Annotated in this window: 24 protein-coding genes and 3 pseudogenes; 19 read left to right on the top strand and 8 right to left on the bottom strand. The window is 44.8% G+C overall.

Going from position 1 to position 26,196, the window contains the following annotated elements; all coding sequences use genetic code 11:
- Nucleotides 1-110: 110 nt before the first annotated feature.
- Entirely contained in the window at nt 111-998 is an 888-nt protein-coding gene (locus tag ACTWJ7_RS17155) for a DEAD/DEAH box helicase (RefSeq protein WP_443145670.1), read from the bottom strand.
- A 193-nt stretch (nt 999-1,191) separates the two neighbouring features.
- Here ACTWJ7_RS17155 and ACTWJ7_RS17160 point away from each other — a divergent pair, with 193 nt between their 5' ends.
- The 3 genes from ACTWJ7_RS17160 to ACTWJ7_RS17170 all read left to right on the top strand — a co-directional run bounded on the left by ACTWJ7_RS17160 (nt 1,192) and on the right by ACTWJ7_RS17170 (nt 4,834).
- On the top strand, nt 1,192-3,444 hold the full coding sequence (locus tag ACTWJ7_RS17160; RefSeq protein WP_301877171.1) for a glycoside hydrolase family 3 N-terminal domain-containing protein: 2,253 nt from the start codon (nt 1,192-1,194) through the stop codon (nt 3,442-3,444).
- A 266-nt stretch (nt 3,445-3,710) separates the two neighbouring features.
- Nucleotides 3,711-4,292, top strand: a complete 582-nt coding sequence (locus ACTWJ7_RS17165; protein ID WP_443145671.1) for a hypothetical protein — start codon at nt 3,711-3,713, stop codon at nt 4,290-4,292.
- Between the two features lie 32 nt (nt 4,293-4,324).
- Nucleotides 4,325-4,834: a phosphotransferase gene (locus ACTWJ7_RS17170; protein ID WP_443145672.1), complete on the top strand. Its 510-nt coding sequence runs from the start codon at nt 4,325-4,327 to the stop codon at nt 4,832-4,834.
- A gap of 94 nt (nt 4,835-4,928) precedes the next feature.
- Here ACTWJ7_RS17170 and ACTWJ7_RS17175 read toward each other — a convergent pair whose 3' ends face one another.
- Complete coding sequence (locus ACTWJ7_RS17175; protein ID WP_079349737.1) at nt 4,929-5,780, bottom strand: helix-turn-helix transcriptional regulator; 852 nt, start codon at nt 5,778-5,780, stop codon at nt 4,929-4,931.
- A gap of 177 nt (nt 5,781-5,957) precedes the next feature.
- On the opposite strand from ACTWJ7_RS17175, the gene ACTWJ7_RS17180 reads away from it, so the two are divergent.
- Nucleotides 5,958-7,364 (top strand): family 4 glycosyl hydrolase, encoded by a 1,407-nt coding sequence (locus tag ACTWJ7_RS17180; protein WP_079349096.1) that lies wholly within the window; start codon nt 5,958-5,960, stop codon nt 7,362-7,364.
- 163 nt (nt 7,365-7,527) lie between these two features.
- Here the strand turns inward: ACTWJ7_RS17180 and ACTWJ7_RS17185 are convergent, their stop codons facing one another.
- Together ACTWJ7_RS17185 and pdxR are read right to left on the bottom strand one after the other, a co-directional pair.
- Nucleotides 7,528-7,956 (bottom strand): hypothetical protein, encoded by a 429-nt coding sequence (locus ACTWJ7_RS17185; protein WP_443146456.1) that lies wholly within the window; start codon nt 7,954-7,956, stop codon nt 7,528-7,530.
- Nucleotides 7,899-9,005, bottom strand: coding sequence for a MocR-like pyridoxine biosynthesis transcription factor PdxR (pdxR, locus tag ACTWJ7_RS17190; RefSeq protein ID WP_443145673.1), 1,107 nt, complete (start codon nt 9,003-9,005; stop codon nt 7,899-7,901). Before pdxR ends, ACTWJ7_RS17185 begins: the two co-directional genes overlap by 58 nt.
- Nucleotides 9,006-9,138: 133 nt before the next feature.
- Here pdxR and pdxS point away from each other — a divergent pair, with 133 nt between their 5' ends.
- The 9 genes and pseudogenes from pdxS (at nt 9,139) to ACTWJ7_RS17235 (ending at nt 17,670) form a co-directional block, all read left to right on the top strand.
- Entirely contained in the window at nt 9,139-10,020 is an 882-nt protein-coding gene (gene pdxS / locus ACTWJ7_RS17195) for a pyridoxal 5'-phosphate synthase lyase subunit PdxS (RefSeq protein WP_024633266.1), read from the top strand.
- Nucleotides 10,021-10,302: 282 nt separating this feature from the next.
- Nucleotides 10,303-10,514, top strand: a pseudogene (locus ACTWJ7_RS17200) (phage tail protein); the annotation flags it as partial.
- A gap of 33 nt (nt 10,515-10,547) precedes the next feature.
- On the top strand, nt 10,548-10,943 hold the full coding sequence (locus tag ACTWJ7_RS17205; protein WP_024633267.1) for a VOC family protein: 396 nt from the start codon (nt 10,548-10,550) through the stop codon (nt 10,941-10,943).
- Nucleotides 10,944-11,200: 257 nt separating this feature from the next.
- The gene (locus ACTWJ7_RS17210) at nt 11,201-11,530 is read left to right on the top strand and encodes a PadR family transcriptional regulator (RefSeq protein ID WP_079349093.1); all 330 of its coding nucleotides are present in this window, start codon (nt 11,201-11,203) and stop codon (nt 11,528-11,530) included.
- 14 nt (nt 11,531-11,544) lie between these two features.
- Nucleotides 11,545-11,673 (top strand): hypothetical protein, encoded by a 129-nt coding sequence (locus tag ACTWJ7_RS17215; RefSeq protein ID WP_301877168.1) that lies wholly within the window; start codon nt 11,545-11,547, stop codon nt 11,671-11,673.
- Nucleotides 11,674-11,930: 257 nt separating this feature from the next.
- Nucleotides 11,931-12,671, top strand: a complete 741-nt coding sequence (locus ACTWJ7_RS17220; protein ID WP_301877167.1) for a LytR/AlgR family response regulator transcription factor — start codon at nt 11,931-11,933, stop codon at nt 12,669-12,671.
- 1 nt (nt 12,672) lies between these two features.
- Nucleotides 12,673-13,971, top strand: coding sequence for a GHKL domain-containing protein (locus tag ACTWJ7_RS17225; RefSeq protein ID WP_443145674.1), 1,299 nt, complete (start codon nt 12,673-12,675; stop codon nt 13,969-13,971).
- Nucleotides 13,972-14,088: 117 nt separating this feature from the next.
- Nucleotides 14,089-16,139, top strand: a pseudogene (locus ACTWJ7_RS17230) (serine hydrolase domain-containing protein).
- A gap of 184 nt (nt 16,140-16,323) precedes the next feature.
- On the top strand, nt 16,324-17,670 hold the full coding sequence (locus tag ACTWJ7_RS17235) for an FAD-binding oxidoreductase (RefSeq protein WP_301877164.1): 1,347 nt from the start codon (nt 16,324-16,326) through the stop codon (nt 17,668-17,670).
- A gap of 127 nt (nt 17,671-17,797) precedes the next feature.
- On the opposite strand, the gene ACTWJ7_RS17240 is transcribed toward ACTWJ7_RS17235, so the two are convergent.
- Nucleotides 17,798-18,697 (bottom strand): LysR family transcriptional regulator, encoded by a 900-nt coding sequence (locus tag ACTWJ7_RS17240; RefSeq protein WP_301877163.1) that lies wholly within the window; start codon nt 18,695-18,697, stop codon nt 17,798-17,800.
- Nucleotides 18,698-18,860: 163 nt separating this feature from the next.
- Here ACTWJ7_RS17240 and ACTWJ7_RS17245 point away from each other — a divergent pair, with 163 nt between their 5' ends.
- From ACTWJ7_RS17245 to ACTWJ7_RS17265, 5 genes are all read left to right on the top strand, one after another.
- Nucleotides 18,861-19,673 (top strand): extracellular solute-binding protein, encoded by an 813-nt coding sequence (locus ACTWJ7_RS17245; RefSeq protein ID WP_443145675.1) that lies wholly within the window; start codon nt 18,861-18,863, stop codon nt 19,671-19,673.
- Nucleotides 19,674-19,768: 95 nt separating this feature from the next.
- The gene (locus tag ACTWJ7_RS17250; protein ID WP_443145676.1) at nt 19,769-19,963 is read left to right on the top strand and encodes a hypothetical protein; all 195 of its coding nucleotides are present in this window, start codon (nt 19,769-19,771) and stop codon (nt 19,961-19,963) included.
- Between the two features lie 12 nt (nt 19,964-19,975).
- A complete protein-coding gene (locus ACTWJ7_RS17255; protein WP_301877161.1) occupies nt 19,976-21,724 on the top strand; it encodes an ABC transporter permease in 1,749 nt (582 codons plus the stop codon).
- 17 nt (nt 21,725-21,741) lie between these two features.
- Nucleotides 21,742-22,791: an ABC transporter ATP-binding protein gene (locus tag ACTWJ7_RS17260; protein WP_443145677.1), complete on the top strand. Its 1,050-nt coding sequence runs from the start codon at nt 21,742-21,744 to the stop codon at nt 22,789-22,791.
- 27 nt (nt 22,792-22,818) lie between these two features.
- Complete coding sequence (locus tag ACTWJ7_RS17265) at nt 22,819-23,481, top strand: metallophosphoesterase (protein ID WP_301877158.1); 663 nt, start codon at nt 22,819-22,821, stop codon at nt 23,479-23,481.
- A 98-nt stretch (nt 23,482-23,579) separates the two neighbouring features.
- On the opposite strand, the gene ACTWJ7_RS17270 is transcribed toward ACTWJ7_RS17265, so the two are convergent.
- The 3 genes and pseudogenes from ACTWJ7_RS17270 to ACTWJ7_RS17280 form a co-directional block, all read right to left on the bottom strand.
- Entirely contained in the window at nt 23,580-23,906 is a 327-nt protein-coding gene (locus ACTWJ7_RS17270) for a cupin domain-containing protein (RefSeq protein WP_079349083.1), read from the bottom strand.
- Nucleotides 23,907-24,014: 108 nt separating this feature from the next.
- A pseudogene (locus tag ACTWJ7_RS17275) lies at nt 24,015-24,841 on the bottom strand (helix-turn-helix transcriptional regulator).
- Nucleotides 24,842-25,019: 178 nt separating this feature from the next.
- The gene (locus tag ACTWJ7_RS17280; RefSeq protein WP_301247658.1) at nt 25,020-25,379 is read right to left on the bottom strand and encodes a MerR family transcriptional regulator; all 360 of its coding nucleotides are present in this window, start codon (nt 25,377-25,379) and stop codon (nt 25,020-25,022) included.
- Between the two features lie 104 nt (nt 25,380-25,483).
- Between ACTWJ7_RS17280 and ACTWJ7_RS17285 the strand changes: the two genes are divergently transcribed.
- On the top strand, nt 25,484-26,194 hold the full coding sequence (locus ACTWJ7_RS17285; RefSeq protein WP_301877156.1) for an SDR family NAD(P)-dependent oxidoreductase: 711 nt from the start codon (nt 25,484-25,486) through the stop codon (nt 26,192-26,194).
- The last annotated feature ends 2 nt before the right edge of the window (nt 26,195-26,196 follow it).

Genomic DNA, 26,196 nt, shown 5'->3' on the forward strand with positions numbered 1-26,196 from the left:
GTTTAACGGTATACCCTTGATCTCGGATACTTTTATACGGTCGCTATCCTGTTTGGCATGGTGGAGCAGGTCCGCGTTTATCTGTTTAAAGATACGCTGGGCGCAGTTTTTTATGAACTTGGATTGTGAAAAGAGACTTTTATCCCCGGACTGCTTCGTGAGAAGCTGCACAGTGGTATCGAGAGTGCGGCAGACGCCCCGATAAGTGAACTCGAGCGTTCTGGCATCTCGAACTTTTGCTTCCAGATTATGTGCTTCATCAATGACGATGAGAGCAGGCTGTTCCGAGATGATGCTTCTGTTTCCTTCTTTTTCTTCATCAAATCCCGTATGAGCAGGTCCTGGTTCACGATAATAAAATCAATCTCGTGAGCCTTTGCATTCAATTTGGCTCTCATATCGTAAAACAAGCAGCCATTTTTATGATGACAACGTTCATATTGGCAATCATTCACGGAAACATTGGACCACTCGGCATCGCGAATTCCACCTTTAATATCCGCTCGTTCATCAATTTCATAAGCTAAAACGCGCTGGGCAAGGGTAGACAATGAGGAGTTCGGATCATCTGGCCTGAACAATTCCGCCGCTCTGCTTCGGCAGGCATACTGGGCCATGCCTTTTCCCACGACGGAGCGAACCGTTGTGAATCCCAACCGGCTGCCAATTACCCTTAAATCTTTATGTATCTGTTCCGACAGTTGAATGGAGGATGTAGCTATAATGACCGGTTGATGGGACATTTGATTCGTGAGCAGGCTTGGTATCAGGTACCCAAAAGACTTGCCGATTCCGACACCGGCTTCGATCATGGCGTTACGTCCATGGATATAAGCATCGGCTATATCGAGAGACATTTCTTGCTGTCCGATTCGCTCTCTAAGTCCAATCCGTGGAAAGCGGTCATACACCCGAAAGATGGCATCAACCAAAGAACGTTCGAGGTCCTTTTTCGACTCACGCTTCTGTGATGTATAGAGTTCATTCAACCAATTCATAATGATCACCTCACTCCCAAATGTAAAATGAACCTGTATGGATATTTTTAGTGAAACCTTAATTATCTTTGAAGCTGCCATGACAGTCAAGTATTCATAAGGAGGCTACAGGAAATAAAATGTATATACGCAACAAAATGTATATCGGAAGCGTCTAATTATCTTACATAAAACAGCAGCAGGAGTGAGATAGATGCAACTGAAAATGATGACAATATGTGGTGCTGTTCTCGGTTCTTTGCTCATATGGGCAGGAAGTGCAGCTGCGGAAGAACGTTTTAATGATCTGCAGCATTCAAAGTGGGCAGAAAACGGCATAGAGTATATGGCCAAACGGGGAACAGTCGCAGGATACGGCAATGGGAAATTTAAGCCCGAAGGGTTGGTAACAAGAGCACAAGCCGTCACTTTTCTGGTACGTGAGCTTTATCCAGAACAGTTAGAGAAACCGGTGGAGGGCACGACATATTCGGATGTTCCAACAACACACCCCTTCTATCGAGAAATAACTATAGCTGCAAAAAACGGGCTAGCTAGCGGGTTGCCAGGTGGCACCTTCCTTCCAGATAAATCGCTTAGTCGCGCTGAGACCGCGGTATTCCTTACTCGCGCGTACTCACTTTCGGAAGGCAAACAATCCGCCCATTGGTCAGATACAGAAAAACATTGGGCAGCAGCACCTATTCTCATCATGAGCTCGAACGGTTTGGTCGGCGGATATTCGGATGGCACCTATCGTCCGAATCAGACGGTCACGCGGGCCGAATATGCCGTATTTATGTCACGAGTGATTCGGTTCGAACGCCAAGCTGCGATACAGTCCCAAGATTGGGATAAGCTAATTTCATATATGACGGTTAGCGAGCAAGTCGGCCAAATGCTCATGCCTGATATTAGGCAATGGAATGGTAAAGCGACCACGACTGTTCATGATGGGCTGAAAGATATCATCCACGATCAAGATTTGGGCGGACTTATTCTTTTTGACAAAAATATTGTAGACACTAGGCAAGTCATGACATTCACGAACGCTCTGCAAACAGAAGCAGGGGACATACCTATGTTTCTTGGCATTGATCAAGAAGGAGGCGTTATTCAGCGAATCCCAGGTGGAACCAATTTGCCGGGTCAAATGGCTCTTGGTGCAGCCGGAGACACAACGCTGGCCGAAGCGGCTGGAAAACTGACGGGGGAGGAGCTGAAAGCACTTGGACTGAACATTAATTTTGCGCCAGTGCTCGACATTAACAGCAATCCGGACAATCCGATCATCGGTATGCGGTCGTTCGGCTCGAATGCGGATTTGGTAACGCGGATGGGTCTCGCAACCATAAAAGGACTACGACAATCAAACGTAATCGCGGCGGTCAAGCATTTCCCAGGGCATGGGGACACGATGGTAGACTCCCATCTCGGAATGCCGGTGCTGACACATAACCTTGAGCGGCTGAATTCGGTAGAGTTAAAACCATTTCGGGCTGCGATCGAGAACGGTGTGGAGATGATCATGACCGCGCACATTGCTTTCCCTGCCATAGATAACGAACAAGTCATTTCGCTCAAAGACGGTAGCAGCGTGCCGATACCTGCTACGTTATCCCATAAAGTATTGAATGGACTGCTTCGTGAAGAGATGGGATATGAAGGTCTCATCATTTCCGATGCGTTCACCATGAAGGCAATTGCGGAGCATTTCGGTGAAAATAAAGCGGTAGAACGTGCAGTCTCCGCAGGTGTGGATATTGTACTTATGCCGCAAGATTCGGCTGCCGCACATCAAACCCTAGTGAATGCTGTGGAGGGTGGGACGGTTCCGATCGAAACTGTGCATGCGTCCGTAAAGCGTATTTTGGAGTTGAAATCGAAATATGGTTTATTTGAACGCAGCGAAAGTCTTTCACATAAGTTAGCCAAGCTTAACACGGTCATTGGATCTGAGGAGCATCGCACGGTGGAGAGCAACATTGCAGAACGAGCGGTCACATTATTGTCCAGCCGTGACGGCGTGCAACCAGATCAACTTCATCAAGGAGACAGGGTGGTTATTGTCGCAGCTGAGGAAGAACAGGCGAAGCAGCTCGAGAAGCAACTGAAGCAAGCCTCAAATAGCCTGTCGTTAAAGACGGAGATTTCCATTATCGGACAAGGCAAAACGAATGAGGCGGTTGCGAAGGCGGATTACGTTATCCTGGCCTCCTATCAGTTCCGTAACGTGGCAAGTCAGTTCGGATGGAACGCTTATCAAACCTTGATCGATGCGATGAATAGTCGTAATCAGAGGTACACGCTTTTATCGCTCGGTAATCCGTACGAGATGATTTATTTGCAGAACGTGCGCTCTGCACTGGCCGTTTATGGCAAGCAGGAGCCCAATACAACAGCCGGGATTAACGTACTGGTTGGCAAAAAGGAAGCTGGAGGAATCTTGCCCGTGAAAATGGAGTAAGCAAAGTTAGTAATTAAAAGAATACGGATTCCAACTTAGGGAATCCGTCTTTTTAGTCTTTTGATTTTGATCTCTGGTTTAATCGGTTGTTGGAATAGAAGGTGTATTATCCAATGGGAAAACGGTTTTGTGACATCTCCTCTGGATTAATATGGAATTGTAGGATAAGATTTAACCATCTGAACAAAAAGGAGCGAATTTCAATGACTAACAAGGTGATTGTGCTTTAGGTTCACAGAAGGATATTTGCGTAACAGGGATTCCTTTTGTGGACATTGCAGTGCGGGAAACCGTCCCATCAATGTTTACTGGAGGAGATCATTATTAACTTTAACGAGGCTGTTAACATCGGTAATACGCATGTACTGGCTAGAGTATCCGAATTGTTCGAATTGGAAGGCTACGAGATTCAGCTTGTTCCTCCTCTTGAGGGAGGACGCAATATCATTTACACCTGTGAGCAGGAGGAGTGTAAATCGCTCATTCTCCGAATTTCATTCTTGCCTGACAGAAACCGCGAAGATTACATTGCCGAACTGGAATATGTCCAGTATCTGTTTGATCATGGAGCCAGCGTTTCGAATGTAGTGAGTTCCAAGAAGGGCAATCTGCTGGAAGAGATTACTAATGATCATTATACCTTTTTTGTCAGCCTGTTTAACATGGCCAAGGGCAAGATGCTAGTAGAGAACAATTATCAGTACCGGGAAGGCGTTCCAATTACCGAGCACTATTATAATTGCGGTAAAGTCCTGGGAAAATGCACAAAATATCAAAAGGGTATACTCCCGTCCATCGCCGGCATCATTTATTTGATAATTACAAGGGTGAATATATCGATAACATGATACCTGAGTCATTCTCTCCGCTTAAGGAGAAGATGGTCGAGCTCCTGAATACCTTAAAAGGGTTGGATACAAACCAGGAAACATTCGGGATGATCCATTTCGATTATAACGATGGGAATTACTCAATCGATTTTGATACCGGCCAAATCACGGTGTATGATTTTGATAATTCATGCTTCGGCTGGTATATGTATGATCTGGCAGATCTATGGACACACGGTGTGGGCTGGATACAATTTGAACCTGACGCCGATAAACGCAAAGCGTTCATGGATCATTATTTTGAAACCGCCCTCGCGGGTTATACTTCCGAAACCAAAATCGAAGATTCGATGATGGAGAAGCTGCCTTTATTTATTCAAGTGACCCTCTTGGAGAATATTTTAGGTCAATTTGAGGAAATGCAGCGTACCGACGAAGAACCGGAAGCTGACGAACAACTGTTGTATCTCATTAAATGTCTGGAAGAGGACATAGCGTACAAGGGATTTTTCCATGACATGTATTCGAGTGAAGCACCTTTTACGTATGAGGAACGCTGAAGAGACATACACCTGAAACATGAATAACCCATGACTAATCAAGTGTGGAGGCAGCCGGCATAGACCGGTTGCCTCCATGTTTGTCTACGACACGCTATTCAAATTTGGATGGAGGCACGTTGTAAAATTTTTTGAATGCTTTGGAGAAGGTGAAGGGATCGGGATAGCCCAGAAATCCGGCAATCTGCTGGATCGTATAATTTTTCTCATACAGATAATCACGTGCCCGGTTCATCTTGATTTGATTGATGTACTGTCCCGGCGTAATACCCAGAATTTTCTTGAACAAAGAAATGAAATATTTCTCAGAGACACCTGCAATGGCTGCTAGCTCGTTAACTCGGATGACACGGTGCAGATTCGCATCCACGTATGGGAATACGTTCTGCAGAACCTCCAGACTTCCTTCCGTCTTCCTCGGTTTTCGGTCTTTTAGAAATTCACCGTTATACAGACCTTGCCCGTGAAGCTCCAAAATTTTTGCAATAACGAGAAGCAGAGAAGCCTTCAAGTAGAGCGGACTTCCGGAAGCGCCGCTTTCCTGTTTGAGCCTTCGATAGGACGAGGTGAACTGCGTGGATTCCTCCCGAACCAGGTTGCCTGGTACGATGCCTGGCAGTTGAAATTCGCCCAGAATTCGCTTTTGCTCAGCGATGCTGAAATCAAAGTGCATGTATACGAATCGGCACAGCTCTCCGGTTGTGGAAGCAATATAGGGCATGTCCGGATAAAAAAACACGACGTCACCCGGGGCCGCCATATGTTCTATCCCATCGATGGTAATCTTGACGGAGCCTGCTGTAATGAACCACAGATCATAATCGGAATGTGACTTGTGCTCCATCCAATTGCTGTCGTGAGTTTGTTCCAAATAAGAGCTCATGCGAAGTGTGATATACTCCGAAAGTTCTTCGATTATACTCATATTCACGGTCCCTGCATGCATATGATTCAACTCATTCCTCTCCACTTTGTGACATCCTTCGGTTTTAATCTAATATAATCAAGAGTTTATCTCTTATTAATGATCGTACCATATGACATGTTTTGAAAACTATCACCCATTCCGATCTCAGGCCACTCACCTATAATGAACGTATATCGTTAAGAGGAGGGGTTTGTAATGAATGGTACCAACATACAACACCCAAAGGTAGTCGTTATTGGAGCGGGCAGCCTGTTTTTCGGTCGTCAATCCATCTGGCAGATGGTTCACTCACCATACTTGAACCAGGGAACTTTGGCTTTAGTGGATACGGATGAAGAGCGGCTTTCAAAAATGGTAAGCCTGGCAGAGATGGTCGCGCGGGAGAACAATGTATCCTTAAAGATTGAGGGCTCGGTGGACCGGAGACAAGTGCTGCCGGGAGCTGACTTCGTTGTGCTTAGCTTTGCAGAGCAATCCGTCAAATACCGGGGAATGGACTGCCAAATCTCTCTAAAGTACGGCATTCGCATGTGCTCCGGCGATACAATTGGCCCGGGTGGAATCTTTAGGGCCATGAGAGAGCTCCCGGTCATTATGGAATGTGCCAGAGACATTGAAGAGCTATGCCCTGATGCCTGGGTGATTAATTATATTAACCCGTCTACCGTTCATGGCATTGCGTTACATCGTTATGCACCGAAGCTAAAATCGTTTGCGCTGTGTGATAGTCATCATATGCCGCATAAGAAAGCCTATTACGCTGTACGAGCAGGCATCATCCAAGAGACAGGTGAGTTCACCCATGAGATCGACCGGAAATTTGATTTCCGTATCGCAGGCGTCAATCATTTCACTTGGCTGCTCAAAGCGGATTTCGAAGGGGAAAATGTGATGCCCCTAATCGCGGAAGCCATGCGCAAAATGGCTGGTGATGAGAACAACGGCGGTGATCGCGGTGCAAAAGCTATTTTTAATGATGCCATTACCTATGAGCTGTATGACATTTTCGGAATCATTCCCACTTGCACGGCGCATACGAAGGAATACATTCGGTATTGGCAAGGTCTCGGCAAAACTACAGACCCGATCCCGCCACTATCCATCTGGGAGACAGAAGACAGGTACCAGCGTCACAACGAAATGTGGCGTCAAGTGGATGACTTTCTTGCCGGAAATGTCCCGATTGCCGATTACATGAGCACCTTTGGCCCGGATCATGCGACTGATATCATAGAGAACATGGTAGGGAATTTGGGGAAGAAGTTTTTCATCAATACACTTAATCAAGGTGCGGTAACCAATATGAATTCCGATTCGTTCCTGGAGCTGCTGTGCGACGTGGACATGGATGGAGTGAAGCCAGTTCCTGTAGGCGAGATGCCGCGCGGAATAAGAGGTATGCAAGAGCTTGTATTGGATACGCATGAGCTTACGGTCGAAGCTGTTTTGGAACAGAGCTACGAGAAGCTGAGAAGGGCGATGCTCACCGATCCGCTTGTGAATTCCATCAGTGACGCGGACAAGATCATTCATGAATTGTTGGAACTGGAGCGGGATATGATCCCAGACGTCTGGTACAAGGACAGACTGCAGTATAGCTAAGGAATAGGTAACGATCCAAAGACCACGTTGTTTCCTTGCCAAAGGGTAACGTGGTCTTTGATTTTATTATGAGTCCTTAGTCCACACCATTGCTGGCCAAATATGCGTTCGGTGTGTACATTAGCTAATGTTCAGTTTGGAAAGACGAGAGAGGCGAGGTACCTCATAATGGAGCTGTGACAGCATTTTTTAATTTGGATACGCCATTCTGTAACTGAACTTCTGACAAATGTGCAAATGATAAATATATACCATACTTCGTACCTTCAGGTGTTGAACTGCTGACTTCTGAATATACAACCCCTTCTGATCTGGCTGATGCGCGAAAGGTTTCATAAGTGGACGCATCACCTCGCCACCAGCCAAACACGTGAAGACCCGCTTCATTTTCCACCCAATCAAACCATGTCGAGAGCTGCTGGTTCAATAGTGTGAGTAAAAGATGAAATTTGCGACTGTATAGACGATTCATTCTGCGCAGATGACGCTCATATTGACCGCTTGTCATGAATTCAGCTAATGCCCGTTGCTCGATCAGATTGACGGGTCTTGGCTCGTATAATGCTTGTGCCTTTCTAAAAGTGTCTGCCAAGGTGGGGGAAGGACCACATAACCAAGTCGTACTTCAAGAGGCAAGGTTTTCGTGAAGCTGCCAAGGTAGATTACACGCCCCCCTTTATCGAGTGTTTTCAGAGGTTCAACATGCATCCCGCGATATCGGAATTCACTATCATAATCATCCTCGACAATCATAGCGTCATGACGATGTGCCCAGTCCAGCAAGGTTTGTCTGCGTTCCAGACTAAGCATTTCGCTAGTAGGAAATTGTCTTGAGGGCGTCACAAACAACATACGCGCTTCCCAGTTTTGGGGTACAAGTCCCTGACCATCAAGATTGGCTTCAATCAACTTTGCGCCCGCAGCTGTAATCGCTTGAGAAATCCCGACATAACAAGGACTTTCCGTAACCACATGATCCCCGTGATCTGCAAGTAATTGAGTGAGTAGAGCTATAGCTTGCATAGAGCCTGCAGTCACTGCGATATGACCCGCATCGACTTGAATCCCCCGCATCCTCCGAAGGTAGGCAGCAATCGCTTCTCTCAATTTCGGCTCCCCTGTTGAACTAACATAAGCAGAGGTTGTATTCATGTGATGCTCACGATGTCGTATCTCTGCATACAGTCGATTGTTCCATTCATCATAAGGAAATTTGGATAAATCAGGCTGATATTTGCTGAAATCTATAACTGCGTCGCTCTCTATTCTGGCATCGGTTGTTTGAGCATTTCTTAGAGTCGTCTGCTGTTCAAACTGCTGAATACGATTTCCCCAGGCGGATAAGTGATGGGTACAAGCTTTTTCTGTGGAAGAATCTTTGCTCAAATCCAACTGATAAGCAACAAAGGTTCCTCTTCCATGCTCTGAATGAAGGTAACCTTGAGCAGTCAACGTATCATATACCTGATTCGCTGTTCCTCGGGAAATGTGATACGTCGCAGCTAACTCTCTTGTAGAGGGTAACTTCTCGCCATATGCGAGATTACCTTCATGAATAGCATCACGAATCGCATGATAAAGAGCCTTCATCTTGGTATATGGTCGGTTCAAATATGAACTGTAAGCTACATGAAATTGCATAGGTCCTCCTATGGTCGTTTGAAGTGGTACAATAAAAACCGAAAATATTGGATCTTTTTAGTTGTCCATTCTCATTTTATACTAAATTATAGATTGAAGTGAAACAAAAAAAGTAATTAGGAGGAATACAAATATGCAAACAGGTACAGATCGTGTAAAAAGAGGAATGGCTGAGATGCAAAAAGGCGGCGTCATCATGGACGTCATGAATGCAGAACAAGCTAAAATTGCTGAAGCATCAGGAGCAACAGCTGTTATGGCTCTTGAGCGGGTACCCTCTGATATTCGCGCAGCCGGCGGTGTAGCTCGCATGGCAGATCCAACCATCGTTGAAGAGGTTATGAAGGTTGTGTCTATTCCAGTTATGGCCAAGGCTCGTATCGGTCATTACGTAGAAGCCAAAGTGCTTGAATCTCTAGGGGTAGACTATCTTGACGAAAGTGAAGTTCTGACGCCTGCAGACGAAGTGTTCCATATTGATAAGCATGAGTTCACTGTACCATTTGTATGTGGAGCCAAAGATTTGGGAGAGGCTATTCGTCGTATTGGCGAAGGTGCATCGATGATTCGTACAAAAGGTGAGCCTGGAACAGGCAATATTGTTGAGGCCGTTCGTCATATGCGTCTGATTAACAGCCAGATTCGCAAAGTGCAAAACATGTCCAAGGACGAGTTATACGCTGAAGCCAAAAATCTGGGCGTAGCTTACGAACTACTGCGCGAAGTTCATGAAAATGGAAAGCTTCCTGTCGTTAACTTTGCAGCAGGCGGTGTAGCTACTCCAGCAGACGCAGCACTAATGATGCATTTGGGAGCAGACGGCGTGTTTGTAGGATCTGGTATTTTCAAATCAGATAACCCTGAGAAATTCGCTCGTGCAATCGTTGAAGCTACAACACATTACACAGATTACAAACTGATTGCCGAAGTATCCAAAAACTTGGGCGCTCCTATGAAAGGGATTGAAATTTCCAAATTAGCTCCAGAAGAGCGTATGTCCAACCGGGGTTGGTAAGAGTGAATAGAACAGCTTTTTAAAGTAGTGTTATGATTCTGCACAGTGCGGTAAATGAGCATTGAGCTTAAATAGAGTATAAATAGATATTAGACAAAGCCGATCAGTGGAGCAAATTGATCGGCTTTGTTGTTATTTTTGACAATAATGAATTGAAAAGGGAGAGGTTTAAGTTGATATAGCGCATGATGATATTAATCCGTTCCACTTTTTTCATTGTGCCCCTAAACAGTATCATATTTTGACATGATTTAAGGTTATTATAAACCCATCAAGTAGACAATTAAATTTTCCTATGTCTTTTATGAAGATGGTCTTGGTCTCAATGTCATGTATACTGTTGATGACCCTAAGAAGCGGGCCGTAGGTTTTAAGCTTTCTGAGGGTATGGAGGTACCAAAGGAGTTAGAAGGGAAGTTTAAGTTTGCCAGACAGAAATCTAAATTAGCTGGAACCATTCGGGGCTCGTTTTTGTAATTAAAGGAGCGTATTAAAGTAAACAAAAGTGTATGAGAAGGGGTATACCTATGAGAACATTAGGGTCAATGAATGTTGATGTTATAACGTTGTTTGTGGAGGACTTGCCTAAGGTGAGGGCATTCTATCAAGACGTATTCGGAATGTCCGCTGTATATGAAGACAATGTTTCTGCCGTATACAACTTCGGAAATATGAGTATTAATCTCCTGAATATCTCCGAAGCACATGGTCTGATCCATCCTGGAACAGTCGCAAGTCGAGAATCCGGATCTCGTTTCCAGTTTACCATCCGAGTGGAAGATGTGGATGCAGTGTGTAACGAATTGAAATCACATGGCGTTGCTCTGCTTAACGGTCCAGTGGATCGGCCTTGGGGAGTACGTACGGCCGCCTTCACAGATCCGGCAGGACATGTCTGGGAGATTGCGCAGCAATTAACGTAGAGATAATGTATGGACATTAACTTATATTCATAGCTGATCAGATGATGTGTCTAATGTTGATTAACACGAGATAAGTCGACAAGAGTATACACGATCAAAAGCCGCATTGTTGCGGCTTTTTTGAGTTTTAACGCTATATGTCCTTGTCCAAACCGTACAGACAAACACAGAAGTGCATTCAACATAGTAGTATAATTAAAACACTACCTTTACAGACACAGTAGTGTATCGTATGATGCAGATGTGGAGGTGCTTACATGAGCGATAACAAAATCACATCCGACCTGCTGCGCGGCCATACCGACACAATGATTTTACGACTTTTATCCGAAGCTGACCGGTACGGCTATGAAATTGTCAAGCTGATTGGCCAGCGCTCGGGTGGAGAGTATGAATTAAAAGAAGCCACGATGTACTCCAGCGTACGTCGGCTTGAAGCCGACGGTGATATCGAGTGGTATTGGGGCGATGAATCTCAGGGCGGACGGCGTAAATATTTTAGGATTACTGAAAAGGGCAAATTGGCTTATGCTCGCAACAAAAGCAACTGGGAGTATGCAAAGCGTGTGCTTGAAAATTTATTATAAGGAGAGTTGATGTGATGAATGACAAATTGAACAACTATTTGAACGGCGTGTTCGCACCGTACGATGGGGTAAAAGTGTATTGGGATTTTGCTCGTAGCGTACTTTTTTGCAATGAGGGCGTACAAAAAGGGAATATGAACTAACTAAGGAAGCATTTAAAAGAAAACGCCAAGCTGGGGACATAATCGCAGGCTTGTGTTGAGGGGCAAAGAAACATTATCCCATTAAAAGTCGCTATTTTAGCGGCCTTTTTGTTTTATTGGGATACGTTCTTATGGGTCCAGCATTTTAGGGTCTGAATAATGCATTTCATCCCATATTCGCTCCGAAACCTATGATAAAATAGTATATTCGAGAGTGAAATTCAGAGTCGATGTCAATGAAAGGCGGATGTTCAGACATGTTCAATGTTGCAATCTGTGATGACGAGGAGAAACAAAGAGAACTTGTGAAAACGATGCTGATCTCCTTATCTCTAAAAACGAATATTGATTTCCAAGTTACCTTATTTACATCCGGTGAACAGTTGGTCTCACACTATAAAAACGTGGGGGACACGTTTCATATTCTCATCATGGATGTGGAGATGAGCGGAATGAACGGAATTCAGACAGCCAAAGAAATCAGGAATATGAAGTATCTGGATGTGCAAATCATGTTTCTGACCAGCTACCCTGAGTATATGGTAGAGAGCTTTGATGTGGTGACGTTTCAATACCTGATCAAACCGATCAAGCCACAGATCTTCGAGGAGAAAATGATTAAGCTGTGTCAATATTTTAAAGCGTTGGACAAAAAGTATGTACTCATCAAGTCAGACTATGAAGAACTTCTGTTGAAATACGATGATATTCTCTGGATTGAGGTCATGAAGAGTTTAACAGTCAAGAACAAATTGAAATTTGTGACCCAGGAAAACTCGCATGAGAGCAAAGGCATTCTATCCAGTTATGCCGCCGCCCTGAAAGACCATGGTTTCTTGCAAATTCATCGCTCGATTATGATTAACCTGCTGCATGTTCAGAAGTTTGTCGGGACCCGGGTCGTCATGTTGAATGGAACCGAATTGCCCATAGGCCGCTCCAAAGTGAAGGAAGTCAAGGATGCCTATACGAAATATATGATTATGAGGATTCAATGATATGGATATTTATGTGATCTTGTCTTTCATCGTCGTTCCCTTACTTATGGCATTCCAGGTGAATTTTTATTTTGATTCAGTTCTGGGTAAGTCCAAACGAAAACCACACAGGGCAATCTATTTCATTGTATTTGTCGTAGTGGGGTATTTCTATTTGGCATCTTCATTTTCACCTGTCGTTTCGTCCGCCGTTGCTTTGTTATTTATCTTCAGTCTGGCGCAATCCTATGAGGTGGAATTCATACTTAAACTTGCTTTTACCATCCTGTATGCCGTACTACTCACAACGGTTAATTACATTGCTATATATATTATAGGGGTACTGGACTCCAAAGATTACAGCATATGGGATCATTTCAATGTGGAGCATCATTGGGAACTCTTCAAAGTGATGCTGCTTGGTTGCAGCATTATGTTCATTGTCACCCTGATTGTGCGTTTGATTGCCAAACGCAGAAGTTTTGCTGTGCACTATCGTTATTATTTCTTGTTTCTGATCGTACCTACCATTACGATATATCAGATCAATGTGGCCTCAGCTTATAGTGAAAAAAATATCTATTATGTCGTTTCCGTGCTAGGCTCCCTTTTTCTTAATGTGTTCATTGTATATGTAATCGATAATATGGTAGAAAAGGTACAGCTTGCCCATGAAAATGCCCAGTTTCAGCGTCAGATGGATTATCAGGATGCCAACTATGAGAAGACGGTACACAGTTTCAAAAACATTAAAAGCATCATCCATGATATCAACCAGCAGTTTCTGTACATTGATGAATGTATCAAACGCAACGAACTGTCCGCAGCAGGTGATCATATCAAACTCACGTTGAATAAGATTGAAGGAGCGTACCAGCGGGTGAACTCCGGCAATCTCGTTATCGATGCTCTTGTTACGAATATCATTGCAATTGGGCAGGCAAACGGAATCAAGATCGATACCCGGATTGGGCTTCACTCGCAACATATCCACATTGATCGTTATGATCTGTGCGTTGTGCTTGGTAACATGCTGGATAATGCCATTGAGGCTTCCAAGAAAGTCAGACTTGCCGAAGACAGGTATATGCTGATCGCGATTCACTCCACAGCGTCTGCGCTCGTCATCCAGATTATGAATCATGTGGAACAAAAACTGACTCACTTCAAGAGTGAGAAGCCCAATTCGGAGTATCACGGGATCGGCCTAACCAACATATCCAGAATGTGCGAAAAGTATGGTGGACATATGAGTATCGAGAATCATCAACGGTCATTCAATAACATGGTCGTGCTTCCTTTTAACATAAACAGTCGCTGAACATACCGTTCGGGGATTGTTTTTTTCCATTCAGGGTCTTTTATCGTTCCATTTATTTCTTCTCCGATATGATGAATGCAATCAGATGAGCAGCATCATAAAGGAGGAAGTTATTAGATGAAAAAACTGATCAGTATGTTATGTACGGCTGTGCTTGTGGTCACACCGATGACTCATGCCATGGCAGAGTCGAACAAGGGCTCAACAATTGAAGTTCAGACCAACAAGATCGCCACAGAGATGGTGCAGAATTATGGTGTCACAGGTTTGCAATATGCCATTATGGATGAAGGAAAGATTATTTTGTCCGACAGTGTTGGATTCCACGACAAGGCATCCCAGACACCCATAGACAAGGATACGATGTTCGGAATTGGTTCAGTTAGCAAAATGGTAGTCACGGCTGCCACCATGATGCTGGTTGATTCCGGTAAGGTGGATCTGGATCAGCCCCTCACTTCGTATATTAAAGATTTTGAAATGGCGGATGCCCGATATACCCAAATAACGCCACGCATGCTTATGAACCATTCTTCCGGACTCTATGGTACCCATTATGGAAACAGTATGTTATTTGACGATACCGATACCCGTAATCATGACGAATTACTGCTCAAATTAAAGTCAGAGCAACTGAAATCGAACCCGGGAGCCTTTTCTGTATATTGCAATGATGGTTTCCAGCTCCTTGAAATATTGGTTGAACGGGTAAGTGGACTAAGCTACAGCGAATTTATTGCCAAGTTCATCAGCGATCCGTTACAGCTGGAAGCAACCAAGACACCACTCGATTCGTTTGATAGAGAACGATTATCTGAAACCTATTGGCCTACAATTGAAACGAAACTGCCTGTCGAAAATGCCAACATCTTTGGTGCAGGTGGAATCTACTCGACCGCAGAAGACTTAAGCCGATTCGCTGAGGTATTGATAGGAAACAGACCGGAAATACTGTCCACATCCTCGGCAGAGTCCATGCAAAATGATGAGTATCGTCGGGGAATATGGGTGTCTGAAGAGAGAAATACCTTCAACTATGGCCTTGGATGGGATGCCGTTTCGCTTGCACCGTTTAGCGATTACGGCATTACTGCACTTTCCAAAGGTGGAGACACCATGTTATATCATGCATCGTTAATAACTATACCTGAGCATGATATTTCGATGGCTGTTCTTTCTTCGGGTGGGTCTTCCATCTACAATCAGATGTTTGCCAGTAAAGTTCTGCTGGAGGTTCTTGAGGATCAAGGCATCATCGACGAGATAGAGCCCGATCAGACATTCACACCACCTGTCAAAGTGAAGATGCCCACGGATCTGGCGGCATACTCCGGCCTCTATGGGACGGTAGGCACAACCCTGGATATAGAGGTTAAGGATGGTGAGATCACACTTCCAGCCATGCAGGGAGGACTTATCCCGGGGCAGAATTACGTGTACACTGGTGAAGGACAATTTACGAGTAGTGACGGAAGTGTGAAAGTCAGCTTTGAGAAGGAAAGTAACGACAAGATAAATATTAAAGTTCTGGCGAACATAACGTTGCCTGGATTAGGCCAAACGGTGATGAACACATATGATTATCAAAAATTGGATCATCATTCGCTAGATCCGGCAACGAAAGAGAAATGGAAGGCTCGAAACGGCTCGAAATATTACGCGCTGGATGAAAAAATAACGTCGATCTTCTATCTGGTTCCAACCATGCTGATCAAAAATCTGTCGGTAGATGCAGAGAACGGGTATGCGAATGGCACCCGAGTTGTTGACCCGGACAATGCAGTGAATGTTGCCCAGATTCCTGTGATGAACGGAAGAGATGCGTTCGATCTGCACTTCCGTACGAAGAATGAAACGGAGTACTTAATTCAGGATGGACAAGAGTACATTGCGGAGAATGCGATTACACCCATCTTCGGTGGGAAAAAGGAATCACCACCATCCCGTCAAACGGTCAAGCACGCTGGTATGCCATCGACGCCCGCTCAGCGAATAAATCGTTAAAAGTGGATTCCCCGGAGAGCGGAGGTTATGCGGTATATAACGACAAAGGTGAAGTGGTTCAATTTTCGAAAGCAACCAATCAACAATCAACGCTGCTTCCCAAAGGTGGTTTTATCGTATTTGGCGGTGAAGCCGGAGATATCTTCAAGATCCAACTAAAGTAAATGGTTTGGCAAAAGTGATTTCATTTGAAAATATCGGATCACGAGCTTACGTTGCTCGTGATCCGATATTTTCTTTTTTTATACGCCCAAACTCATTATGATTCTCCTACATAGGTTATATGGAATCAGCCTAATTTGTTAATGAAAAGTATGTGTTTTCATTACTAAGGAGTTGGATAGAAGCGTGATTTCAAAAGTTAAGCTTACAGGGCGAGTGGTGTTTAGAGGTGATCCTGGTTATGAAGTAGCTCGGAAGAACTGGGATCCGCATACGGACAGATTTCCTAAGGTTTTTGTGTTCGCTCAAAAAACACAGGATGTTGCAAATGCCATAAGATGGGCACGCCAAAATAAGGTCCCTATTCGGCCGAGAAGTGGCAGGCATGCCCTAGAGCCCAACCTTTCACAAGTCAATGGAGGCATTGTCATCGACGTTAGCGAAATGAAGAGAATCAAGTTGAACAAAAAAAGCGGAACGGCCGTCGTTGAGACAGGTAATCGGGTAGGAAGACTCATGGATACGCTAGCTCGACAAGGATTTATGGCCCCATTTGGTGACAGCCCAACGGTTGGGATTGGTGGAATAACACCTGGTGGAGGGATTGGTCCACTGCAAAGGACAACGGGTCTCATCTGCGATAATCTAATCGAACTCGAAATGGTTGACGCTAAAGGGCGGATCATTCGGGCAAACAAAAAACAAAATTCTGATCTTCTGTGGGCTACACGTGGCGGTGGCGGTGGTAACTTCGGCGTATATACCAAATATAAATTCAAAGTGCGGCGCTCACCAGTCAAAGCTACTGTATTTAGTATCACTTGGCCATGGGAACAGTTCGAAAAAGTCGTTAAGAAATGGCAAGTGTGGGCGCCTAAGGCCAGCACCAAGCTGGGCAGTGAATTAAGTGTTGGTCCCAAAAAAGGCGGTAATGTTAGCATGCTAGGGGTATACCTCGGATCGAAGAGCGAAGCTCTCCGTCAGTTGGAGCCTATTCTTAGCGTAGGAACGCCTACTAAAAAAAGCATTCTGTATCTGCCATACAGGGCAGCGACGAAATTTCTGCTAGCCCCAGATCCTGTGCTCACCCAAAGATACAGCAACCAGTTTTCCAGTGGCTTTGGCAGACAGCCATTCCCGGATAAAGCCTTCAAAGTCATGCGCGAGTTTCTGGAAAAAGCAGAGGAAGGCACACCAGCCGGTTTCTATTTCCTTAACTGGGGCGGTGCTGTAAGTCGAGTCGCTCCTCAAGCCACTGCGTTCTATTGGCGAAAAGCTGAATTTTATGTTGAATGGAACAGCTCATGGGTGAAGCCATCCCATGCCGCTAAAAATATTGCCTTAGCTCGGAACACCAGAAAGAAACTACAGCCTTATATTGTAGGGTCCTACATTAACGTACCAGACCAAGGTATTAAAAATCCAGGGCCAACCTATTATGGTAAGAACTACCCGAGACTGCGGAAAGTAAAAGCGAAATATGATCCGAAAAATGTATTTAATAACCCGCAAAGCATTCCACCGGCTAAATAAAAAAAGGCAACGAATTCAAAATCAAAAGGGATAGCGGGCTAAAGGATTGTAATAAACTAAAATTTTCAAACCGTTAATTCTAAAAAAAAGGGTTAACGGTTTTTTTGTTGTAAGAGGAAACGAGGACTCATGTGTTTCGTTCGGAAAAGCTAGTGACTAACATGCGCCAAAACAGGCTTAAAGCTGGAGTAACCAGTTTATTGCGATGTCTTACCGCATAGATCGTTCTGACTGGAGTCCAGTCGGGAATGGGAATGGCTTTTAACTCTCCCTTTTGCAGTTCCTGAATAATCGAGGCTTCAGAAACCATACCGATGCCGAGATTAAGGCGTACAATGGATTTCAGTGCCTCGGAACCGGATATTTCAATAGCATGGGTAAACTGGACATCATGTTCATCTGCCCATTGATCTATTAGCTTACGACTACTTGAGCCCTCTTCATGGGCAACGAGCGGATATGACTGCAAATCCTTGGGCTGGACTAGAGTTTGATGAGCCAGCGGATGATCGGGATGGAAAATAATGACGAGATCATCTTTCATCAGCGGCTCAAAGATCAGATCAGCGTCATCCGGGGAAGTATGGGAGACGACACCCACATCCAATTCGAAATACTTTATTTTCTCCATGATGTAGCGTGCCGGTTTTACATCAAGACTCAGCAGCAGATTATGCTGCTGTTTGAATTCGGATAATAATACTGGAAGCATATATGTGGCCGGTGTGTGAGTGCTTCCGATCAGCAATCGACCAGCCGCGGAGCCCCTGTGGTCATCCAGAGTACGGAGCATTTCCTCATTCAGGGCTACAATCTGGGTGGCATAGTGATACAGAGCTTTGCCCGCTTCCGTCAATTTGATGACGTGATAGGTTTTGGTATGGAATAGAGCAACCCCTGCATCCTCCTGCAGCTTGTTCAGATGGAATGTCACTGTCGGTTGTGTGATATTCAACTTATGAGCGACTAAGTACAGCTTTTGCAATTCAACCACGTAGACAAACACCTTCAATTGCTGCAAATTCATCCTCTAACGACTCCTTTACGTCTTAAACATTGATATCATCTATTATATCATACAATACATTAATATCATTTAAATTAGCGTTTACTTTCCCCTAATATGAATCTCCAATAATAGCTTTAGGATAAAGAGAGGTTGAACAAGCAACATATTGAGGGGGAGAATTATGAAGAACATTTTGGGAAAAAGTTTAGGTTCAATGAGTTTGCTGCTTGTATTAATCACGGCAGGGTGCGGAGGAGGAACGGTAACAACGGGAAGTGGATCGTCTAATGGCGAAACTGCTGCACCTGTCTCGTCTACAGCTGTAAACAGCAGCACAGTTGAACGAGAAGAGGACACAGGAGAGAGCATCTATCTGTATGGAAATGACTTTGTTGATATTGTTGCACCCGAATTTGCCAAACAGACCGGATACAAAATCGAGGCTGTACATTACGGCGGCGGAGAGGCCTTGGCCAAAATTGAAGCCGAGCAAGGCAATCCGCAGTGGGATGTCGTCATGATGGATGGTCACGGATCGATTCGCAATCTGGCTGACAGGGGATTTCTGATGACGGATTGGACGCCTGAGAATATTGGCAATCTGACCGAATACGGCTCCTCCCTGGTTCCAGAGGATCACGCTTATACTCCAATCAGTATCCATGCATCAGCAGTTATCGCCTACAACACCAATCGTCTTACCAAGGAACAGGCGCCTAAGACCTGGGATGAGTTTTTTGAATACAAGGGCACAGCGGGTCAGGCTGATCCGGCTGTTGCGGCACCTGCATATCCGCTCGTTTCCGCACTGTTTTACAAGTGGGGCATCGATCAGGGCGAGCAAAAGTATGCACAAATGATGGGGAATGGTCTTAGAGTTTATCCCAAAAATGGTCCTCTGGGCAGTGCCCTTGTTTCAGGAGAAATCGATATTGCAGCATTGCAGGAGAGCAATGCATATGACCTGAAGTTGTCGGGGAGCCCGTCGATCTAATCTGGCCGGAAGATGGTGCGCCGGGAAGTCTGCGTGTTGCTGCCATCAGTAAATACACCAAAAATCCTGCTGCTTCAAAGGCTTTTGTAGAGTTCATGCTCAAACCGGAAACACAGCAGATGTTAGCGTCCTTCGATTCATCTGACAGCTTCTTTACACCATTGGTTGAGGGAGTAGAAGCGAGGAAGGAACGGGAAACCAATGCAGAATTCATTCTTCCGCCAGCTGAATGGGCCGCCGAGCATGAGGTACAGATCAAAACCTGGTTTGCCGACCAGAATGTAAAATAAGAGGAATAACCTATGAAAAATTCCGGAACTCGTTGGGGAGTCGGCTCAGCTCTTCTGTTATTTATCATGATTTTTCTGCCGCTGCTTGCGGTTCTGTTGAACGCGGTTTTGCCAGGATTGTTTTTTGGCAACATACAATTTCAGGGCTTCGGATTGCTCGGGGAGATTTTACACCGTCCCTTGTGGCGCCAGTCGTTGTTTAACTCCTTGTGGCTTGGCATAGGAACAGCACTGCTGGGCACGTTGATTGGAGCTTCGTTAGCTATGGTAAGAGCACGCTGGAACTTTGCATCTGGACGTTTATTGGATGCCGGAGTCTGGCTGCTGCTCATCGCGCCCTCGTTCATGCTGGCCCAAGGGTGGGTGCTATTTGCTGGTGCCGACGGACTTGCCAGCCGATTACTGGGTATGAACTGGGTGACAGCTGCTCTGTTTCAACCATACGGGCTTATGGTCATCATGGCTCTGAGCAAATTTCCTCTGGCTTATCTGACGGTTCTTGCCGCTACCGAATGGAATGTCAGCCAGTATGGACATGCTGCCCGTTTAAATGGCGCACGCCCATGGACCGTATGGCGTACTGTGGAGCTGCCACTTGCAGCTCCTTCCATTGTAGCGGGAGCCACGCTGGTATTTATAGATACTGTCGGTGATTTTGGATTGCCGGCAGCATTGTCCACCGTCTACCGTTTTCCTACACTGACGTATTCAATCTATTCTGCTATCTATCAATCTCCTGTTCGATTTGACATGGCTGGGGTACTTGCTTTTTATTTGGTCGTCCTACTGGCAATCGCCATGACGGTACTCCTGTTGTCCCTGCGCAGGTCCAGGTTTGATTTTTTGAATGCCAGAGCGGTCAGAATGCTTAAAGTCAGACCGAAGAGAACAATCCTTGTAAATGCAGTGACCATTATATTTTTAATGATGAGTATCGGTATTCCGGTGGGCAGCAGTCTGTGCGTTTCCCTGATGAAAAAAGCGGGTAACGGATTGGTTCTGCAAAATTTGACCTTCGAGCATTATTTTTCTCTGTTTGCAGCGTCGTCCATGGATCACAAACAGCTCAGTTTTTTGGAAGGGATGCTTCATTCATTAACGATTGCTGCAATCGCGGCAGGCATTAGTATCATCATTGGATTTATCGTAGCTTATGTTCTTACATTTACGGAATTTAAAATGAAGATCTGGCTGCAGTTATTTTCAATCATATCGCTGGCTGTACCCGGGATTGTAATGGGTATTGGTTACATTTTCATTTGGAATCAAAAGTGGCTGGAAGCAGTCAATCTGCATCTCTATGGGACTCCCTCGCTGCTAGTGATCGCAGTTATTGCAGGCGCCATTCCGTATGCCGTACGTGTTCAGTTGGGATCTTTCGGCACAATCTCGTCTTCGATCCTGAATGCTGCAGCAGTACAGGGAGCAGGAACAATGGCCCGAATGTTGCACATTGTTCTTCCCTTGGTACGCAGATCATTGCTGCTTGCCGTCCTGACAGCTTTTGGCACAAGTGTATTTGATCTTGCTCTGACTTCAATGCTGCAGCCAGCCAATTATGTGCTGATGCCGCTTGTGATTGATCAAGCCTTTGAGTTTGGCCGTTACGGTTATGCAACCGCAGCAACTCTTCTCAGCGGAGGTATGGTTCTCCTAATCATTGTACTCACTCAATTGGCAGGAGAGGCCTTATTTAGATGGAGTGATCGCCGAGAGGGTAAAAGAAGCAACTTACAGGAAAGGCATACCCATACGGGATAACAAGGAGGCTTAACCATATGAATTCAATTCTTAAACTGGACGGGGTGCACAAATCCTTCGATAAACAGGTCGTGCTCAGGCCGCTGTCTTTTACCATGAATCACGGGGAGAGGATCTGCATTCTCGGCCCTTCGGGATGTGGAAAATCCACCTTGCTGCAACTGATTGCTGGACTGCTGAGGGTGGATGGAGGAAGCATTGAAATGGACGGAAAACGAGTGGACAGCCGCCAGCAGTATATCCCTCCTGAAAAGCGTCCCGTAAACATGGTGTTCCAGGATTATGCCCTGTGGCCTCATATGACGATTCGTCAGAATATCGAGTATGGCATGAAGCGGGGAAAAATCGACTCCATTACTCGTAATCAGCGACTGGATCGCCTGCAAGCGATGCTGCAGCTGGACGGGCTGCTGGACCGTCTGCCCTCCCAATGCTCGGGTGGGCAGCAGCAGCGCGCCGGAATGGCGCGAGCACTGGCAACGGAACCATCCATACTACTGATGGACGAGCCGTTATCCAATCTTGATGTGAAGCTGAGGACCGAAATGAGAAGTGAACTGGGCCATCTTTTGTCGGACCTGGAGACCACCGTGCTGTATGTTACCCATGACATGCTGGAGGCTTTTACTTTGGCTGACCGGATTTTGGTGCTGCGTGAAGGGAAAATCGATCAATATGCCGAACCTCAGCAATTATTTACCCGTCCGGCAACACCCTGGGTTGCCCGATTAATGGGTTACCATAACCGGCTTAACGGGATCTATACAATAGGAGCATCATCCGTAATGATTGCAGGCCAGTGTATAGGCGGGAAAATGATGGATCAAGGTGTGGGCGGACAGCAAGCGGTAATTATGCTTCATCCGGATCAATTAGCGCTTCGTGCAACAGAAGAGGAAGGAAATCATAATGAGATCAGAGGAACGGTTACACAAACTATTTTTGAAGGCATACATTGGAGAGTAATTATCGTTACAGAGGATAATCAACGTATCCATGCTTTTCATGTTGAACCTTTGGAACCGGGCTCGGCATGCTGGGTTCAATTTTCCCCGAGCAAACCATGATCTACCGGGGAGGAGCACACACGGAAGATGAGTAGACTACTGGCCGTGTCTGATATACACGGACATGGACATCTTCTGGAGCAGCTGTTGGTTGCTTCAGGTTATAATTCTGAAAGGGACCGCCTCGTTCTTTTGGGAGATTACGTAAATAAGGGGCCGGATTCCTGGGGAACGCTCCAGTTGGTGCATGAGCTGACTAGAAAAGGGGCTGTTGCCTTACAGGGGAATAATGAACGCAAGTGGCTGCGTTCCATGCCGGATTCAATCCCAGCAAGCAACGATGAGATCACATCTGTTCGCCAATTTCTGGATCAAATGCCGTTATGGCATACATGTGATTCTTATTTGTTTGTACACGCTGGCATTCGTCCTGGAATCCCACTGGACCTTCAAACTGCTGAAGATCTGACGGAGATTAGACAACCATTTTTTGAAAGCCCGGTTAACCCTGAGTATACGATTGTATTCGGTCATACCTCGACGTACCGTTTTCTTGTTCCTCCATGGCAAATATGGGTCGGAGCAGGAAAGATAGGAATTGATACAGGTGCGGGTCACGGATATTATGTCAGTCTGATTGATCTTACACATCGGTTACAATGGTACGTTTCTGTCCATTCCCCCTCCATAATCAGGTGTACTGTCATCCCCGGCTCTTCCGACCTGGAAGACAAGAGTTTATATTCATAGCTTTTTCATAGCTTTCAACTTAAAGCCGTCAGAAACGTATTCCATGGATCTTGCAACTTGATCCATGGAATGTTTAATTTAAATTCAAATCTGAGAAGTTATGTGGCCGTGTTTACTTCGCTTCTAGGCTCCATCAACATGATATGACATTCCTTTTCGGAGGAAGGCTTGATTTCGAGTCCTTTCGGGACAATAAACATCTCATCCTTGGAAATTCTCACTTGACCATCACGAAGATCAATGATCATTTCACCTTCGATCACAAAAAATAACTTATCGGTTTCGTGATGAACGTGCCATTCATATTCCCCAGTAATCTTAACGATTTTAAATTGGTAGTCATTCATTTCACCAATTAATTTCGGTGACCAATGATCGTTTAATTTAGATAGTTCTTCACTTAGTTTAATCGCTTGGTAATGGATAGTAATCCCTCCTTGTTTGGCTGACTACAACATCTAGCATGATGTTTTATTTGGCCTGCCGTAAGTATACTCATTTAATGATTTGTTTAAAATGGATGCCTGTTGAAGTTAGCATGGATTATTGATGAACTTCTGTCGATATTCTGTAGGAGAAAAACCAAATTGTTTCTTGAACACTTTACTAAAATAAAAGGGATCAGTAATGCCAACAGTTTGTGCAATTTGCTGTACTGGCACATCACTTGTAAATAGCATTTTTTGCGCCATGTTGATGCGGTATTTTAATATATATTCTGCTGGCCCCATACCTGAATACTTTCTAAATACGTAAGAAAGCCGATTTCGATTAACGTTATATTGTTCTGCGAGCGATGCTATTGTAAGGCTTTGATAATAGTATTCATGAATATAATTAGATACCCGTTCGAATAGACCATGTGATTCACTGCTAATTTGCCTATTCACAACACATATTAAGGCTTCGTTCAGTACATCGCGAAACAGCATCTCGGTCTGAAACATCGAAATGCCTCCACGCTGATTATACACATGCCAAAGTCGCATAATTAATTCGAGAAGACGAGGAGATTGTCCGGTTAATAATTCAAAATGCTGATGAGAAAAGCTCGAATCTTCAAGTTCTGAGTTACAGATCCGATATTGAACAAGGATATACTCCCAGTTGGTGTTATCAAACATTTTTTTATCCAGTTTCATTTTCGCTCCCCGTGCATAACTTTTCCTGGCGAAAGAACATAAGGCATTCCATTAAAGTGAAATTGGATCTTCCCTGTAAGTGGAAAAACAAACCCGGGAAAAGAGCTTGTATAGTCTGCGTGAGGCACCCCTGGATTTGTAGCATATCGATATATTCCTTCTACTTGAAAAGGAATGTGTGCAAAATGCGCTGCTAATTGATTCACATCTATTTTCACATTGCGTACCTCATTTCGATAGTAGTAAGCCGATAAATCTGAAATTAATCGTTGAACATCCTACGTCCACATTATTGATAACGATTATCACTGTCAACATATAAAAACAAAAGGCAGTTGATCATCGTGATCGACTACCTTTTGTTTGTTCAACGTCTGTCTTATGCTAATGCTTAAATTAATAATTTTCACCACGATAATAGCGCTCCAGTTTGTTATCCAAATGAACAAGCTGTGCCTTTTTCTCCTCAATATCGTCCAGCAGCTTCTGCCTTTGATCCTGAATGAGTTTGGTTCTTTCCGGCAGGGTAGAGGTTCCTTCATTTACTTTATCATGATAGGTTTTGATGTCCTCCACACTCATTCCGGTTTCGCGGAGACATTTGATAAAAACGAGCCAGTTCACATCATCTTCCGAGTACAGACGGTTATTCTGCTCGCTTCGCGCAGCTGGTTTCAACAGTCCCTTTCTCTCGTAAAAGCGGATCGCTCCGATCGCGATCTCGACTTTTTTAGCCACTTCTCCAATCGTTAACATGCTAACCCTCTTTTATCAAAATTTATTGTTGACCTACACTAAGTGTAGCATAGTAACTTAAACATTGTTAAAGATGAAATCAAATCAGAGAAAGAAGGATTCGCATGAAAAAGACCGCTTTTGTAACCGGAGCAAATAAAGGAATAGGATTCGAAGTTGTTAAGCAGTTAGGACAAGCAGGCTGGAAAGTCGTTCTTGGTGCACGCAGTGCCGAACGGGGAGAAGCCGCCGTTTCCGAGTTAATCTCCGAGGGATTAGATATCGAATTTGTACAAATCGACATGGCTGACTTGAAAAGCATTGAACGGGCAGTCGATATGATCACCAAGAATTATCAGGACTTAACGCTTTTGATTAATAATGCAGGTATGCCAGGTGCTTTCTCCCGTTCTTTTACGGATACCAAAGAGGAGAATCTGCGGAACGCCTTCGAAGTCAACTTTTTCGGAACCTTCCGTCTGAATCAGCGATTGTTCCCGTTAATTAAAGATAATGAAGGCACAATTATCAATGTATCGACCGACATGGCTTCTCTGGATTATATGCAAAACGCTGGATTTGCTTTAAACGCATTCGATTATAATTCATCCAAAACGGCCAACAATGCCATGACCGTTTCGATGGCTTATGAACTCAAAAGCAGCAGGGCTCAAGTATTTGCGGTAACGCCTGGATTCACATCAACTGATCTTAATGGCAATGCTGAAGGCGGCAAAACAAAAGAAGCAGCCGCTGCGATTATCGTGGGGTATGCGACAGATGGCAAACATCATAACGGTGAATTTTTGGATGAGAAGGGTGTATACGCCTGGTAATT

This window comes from Paenibacillus sp. 1A_MP2, from assembly GCF_052244825.1.
In the GTDB taxonomy this organism is placed as follows: domain Bacteria; phylum Bacillota; class Bacilli; order Paenibacillales; family Paenibacillaceae; genus Paenibacillus; species Paenibacillus vandeheii.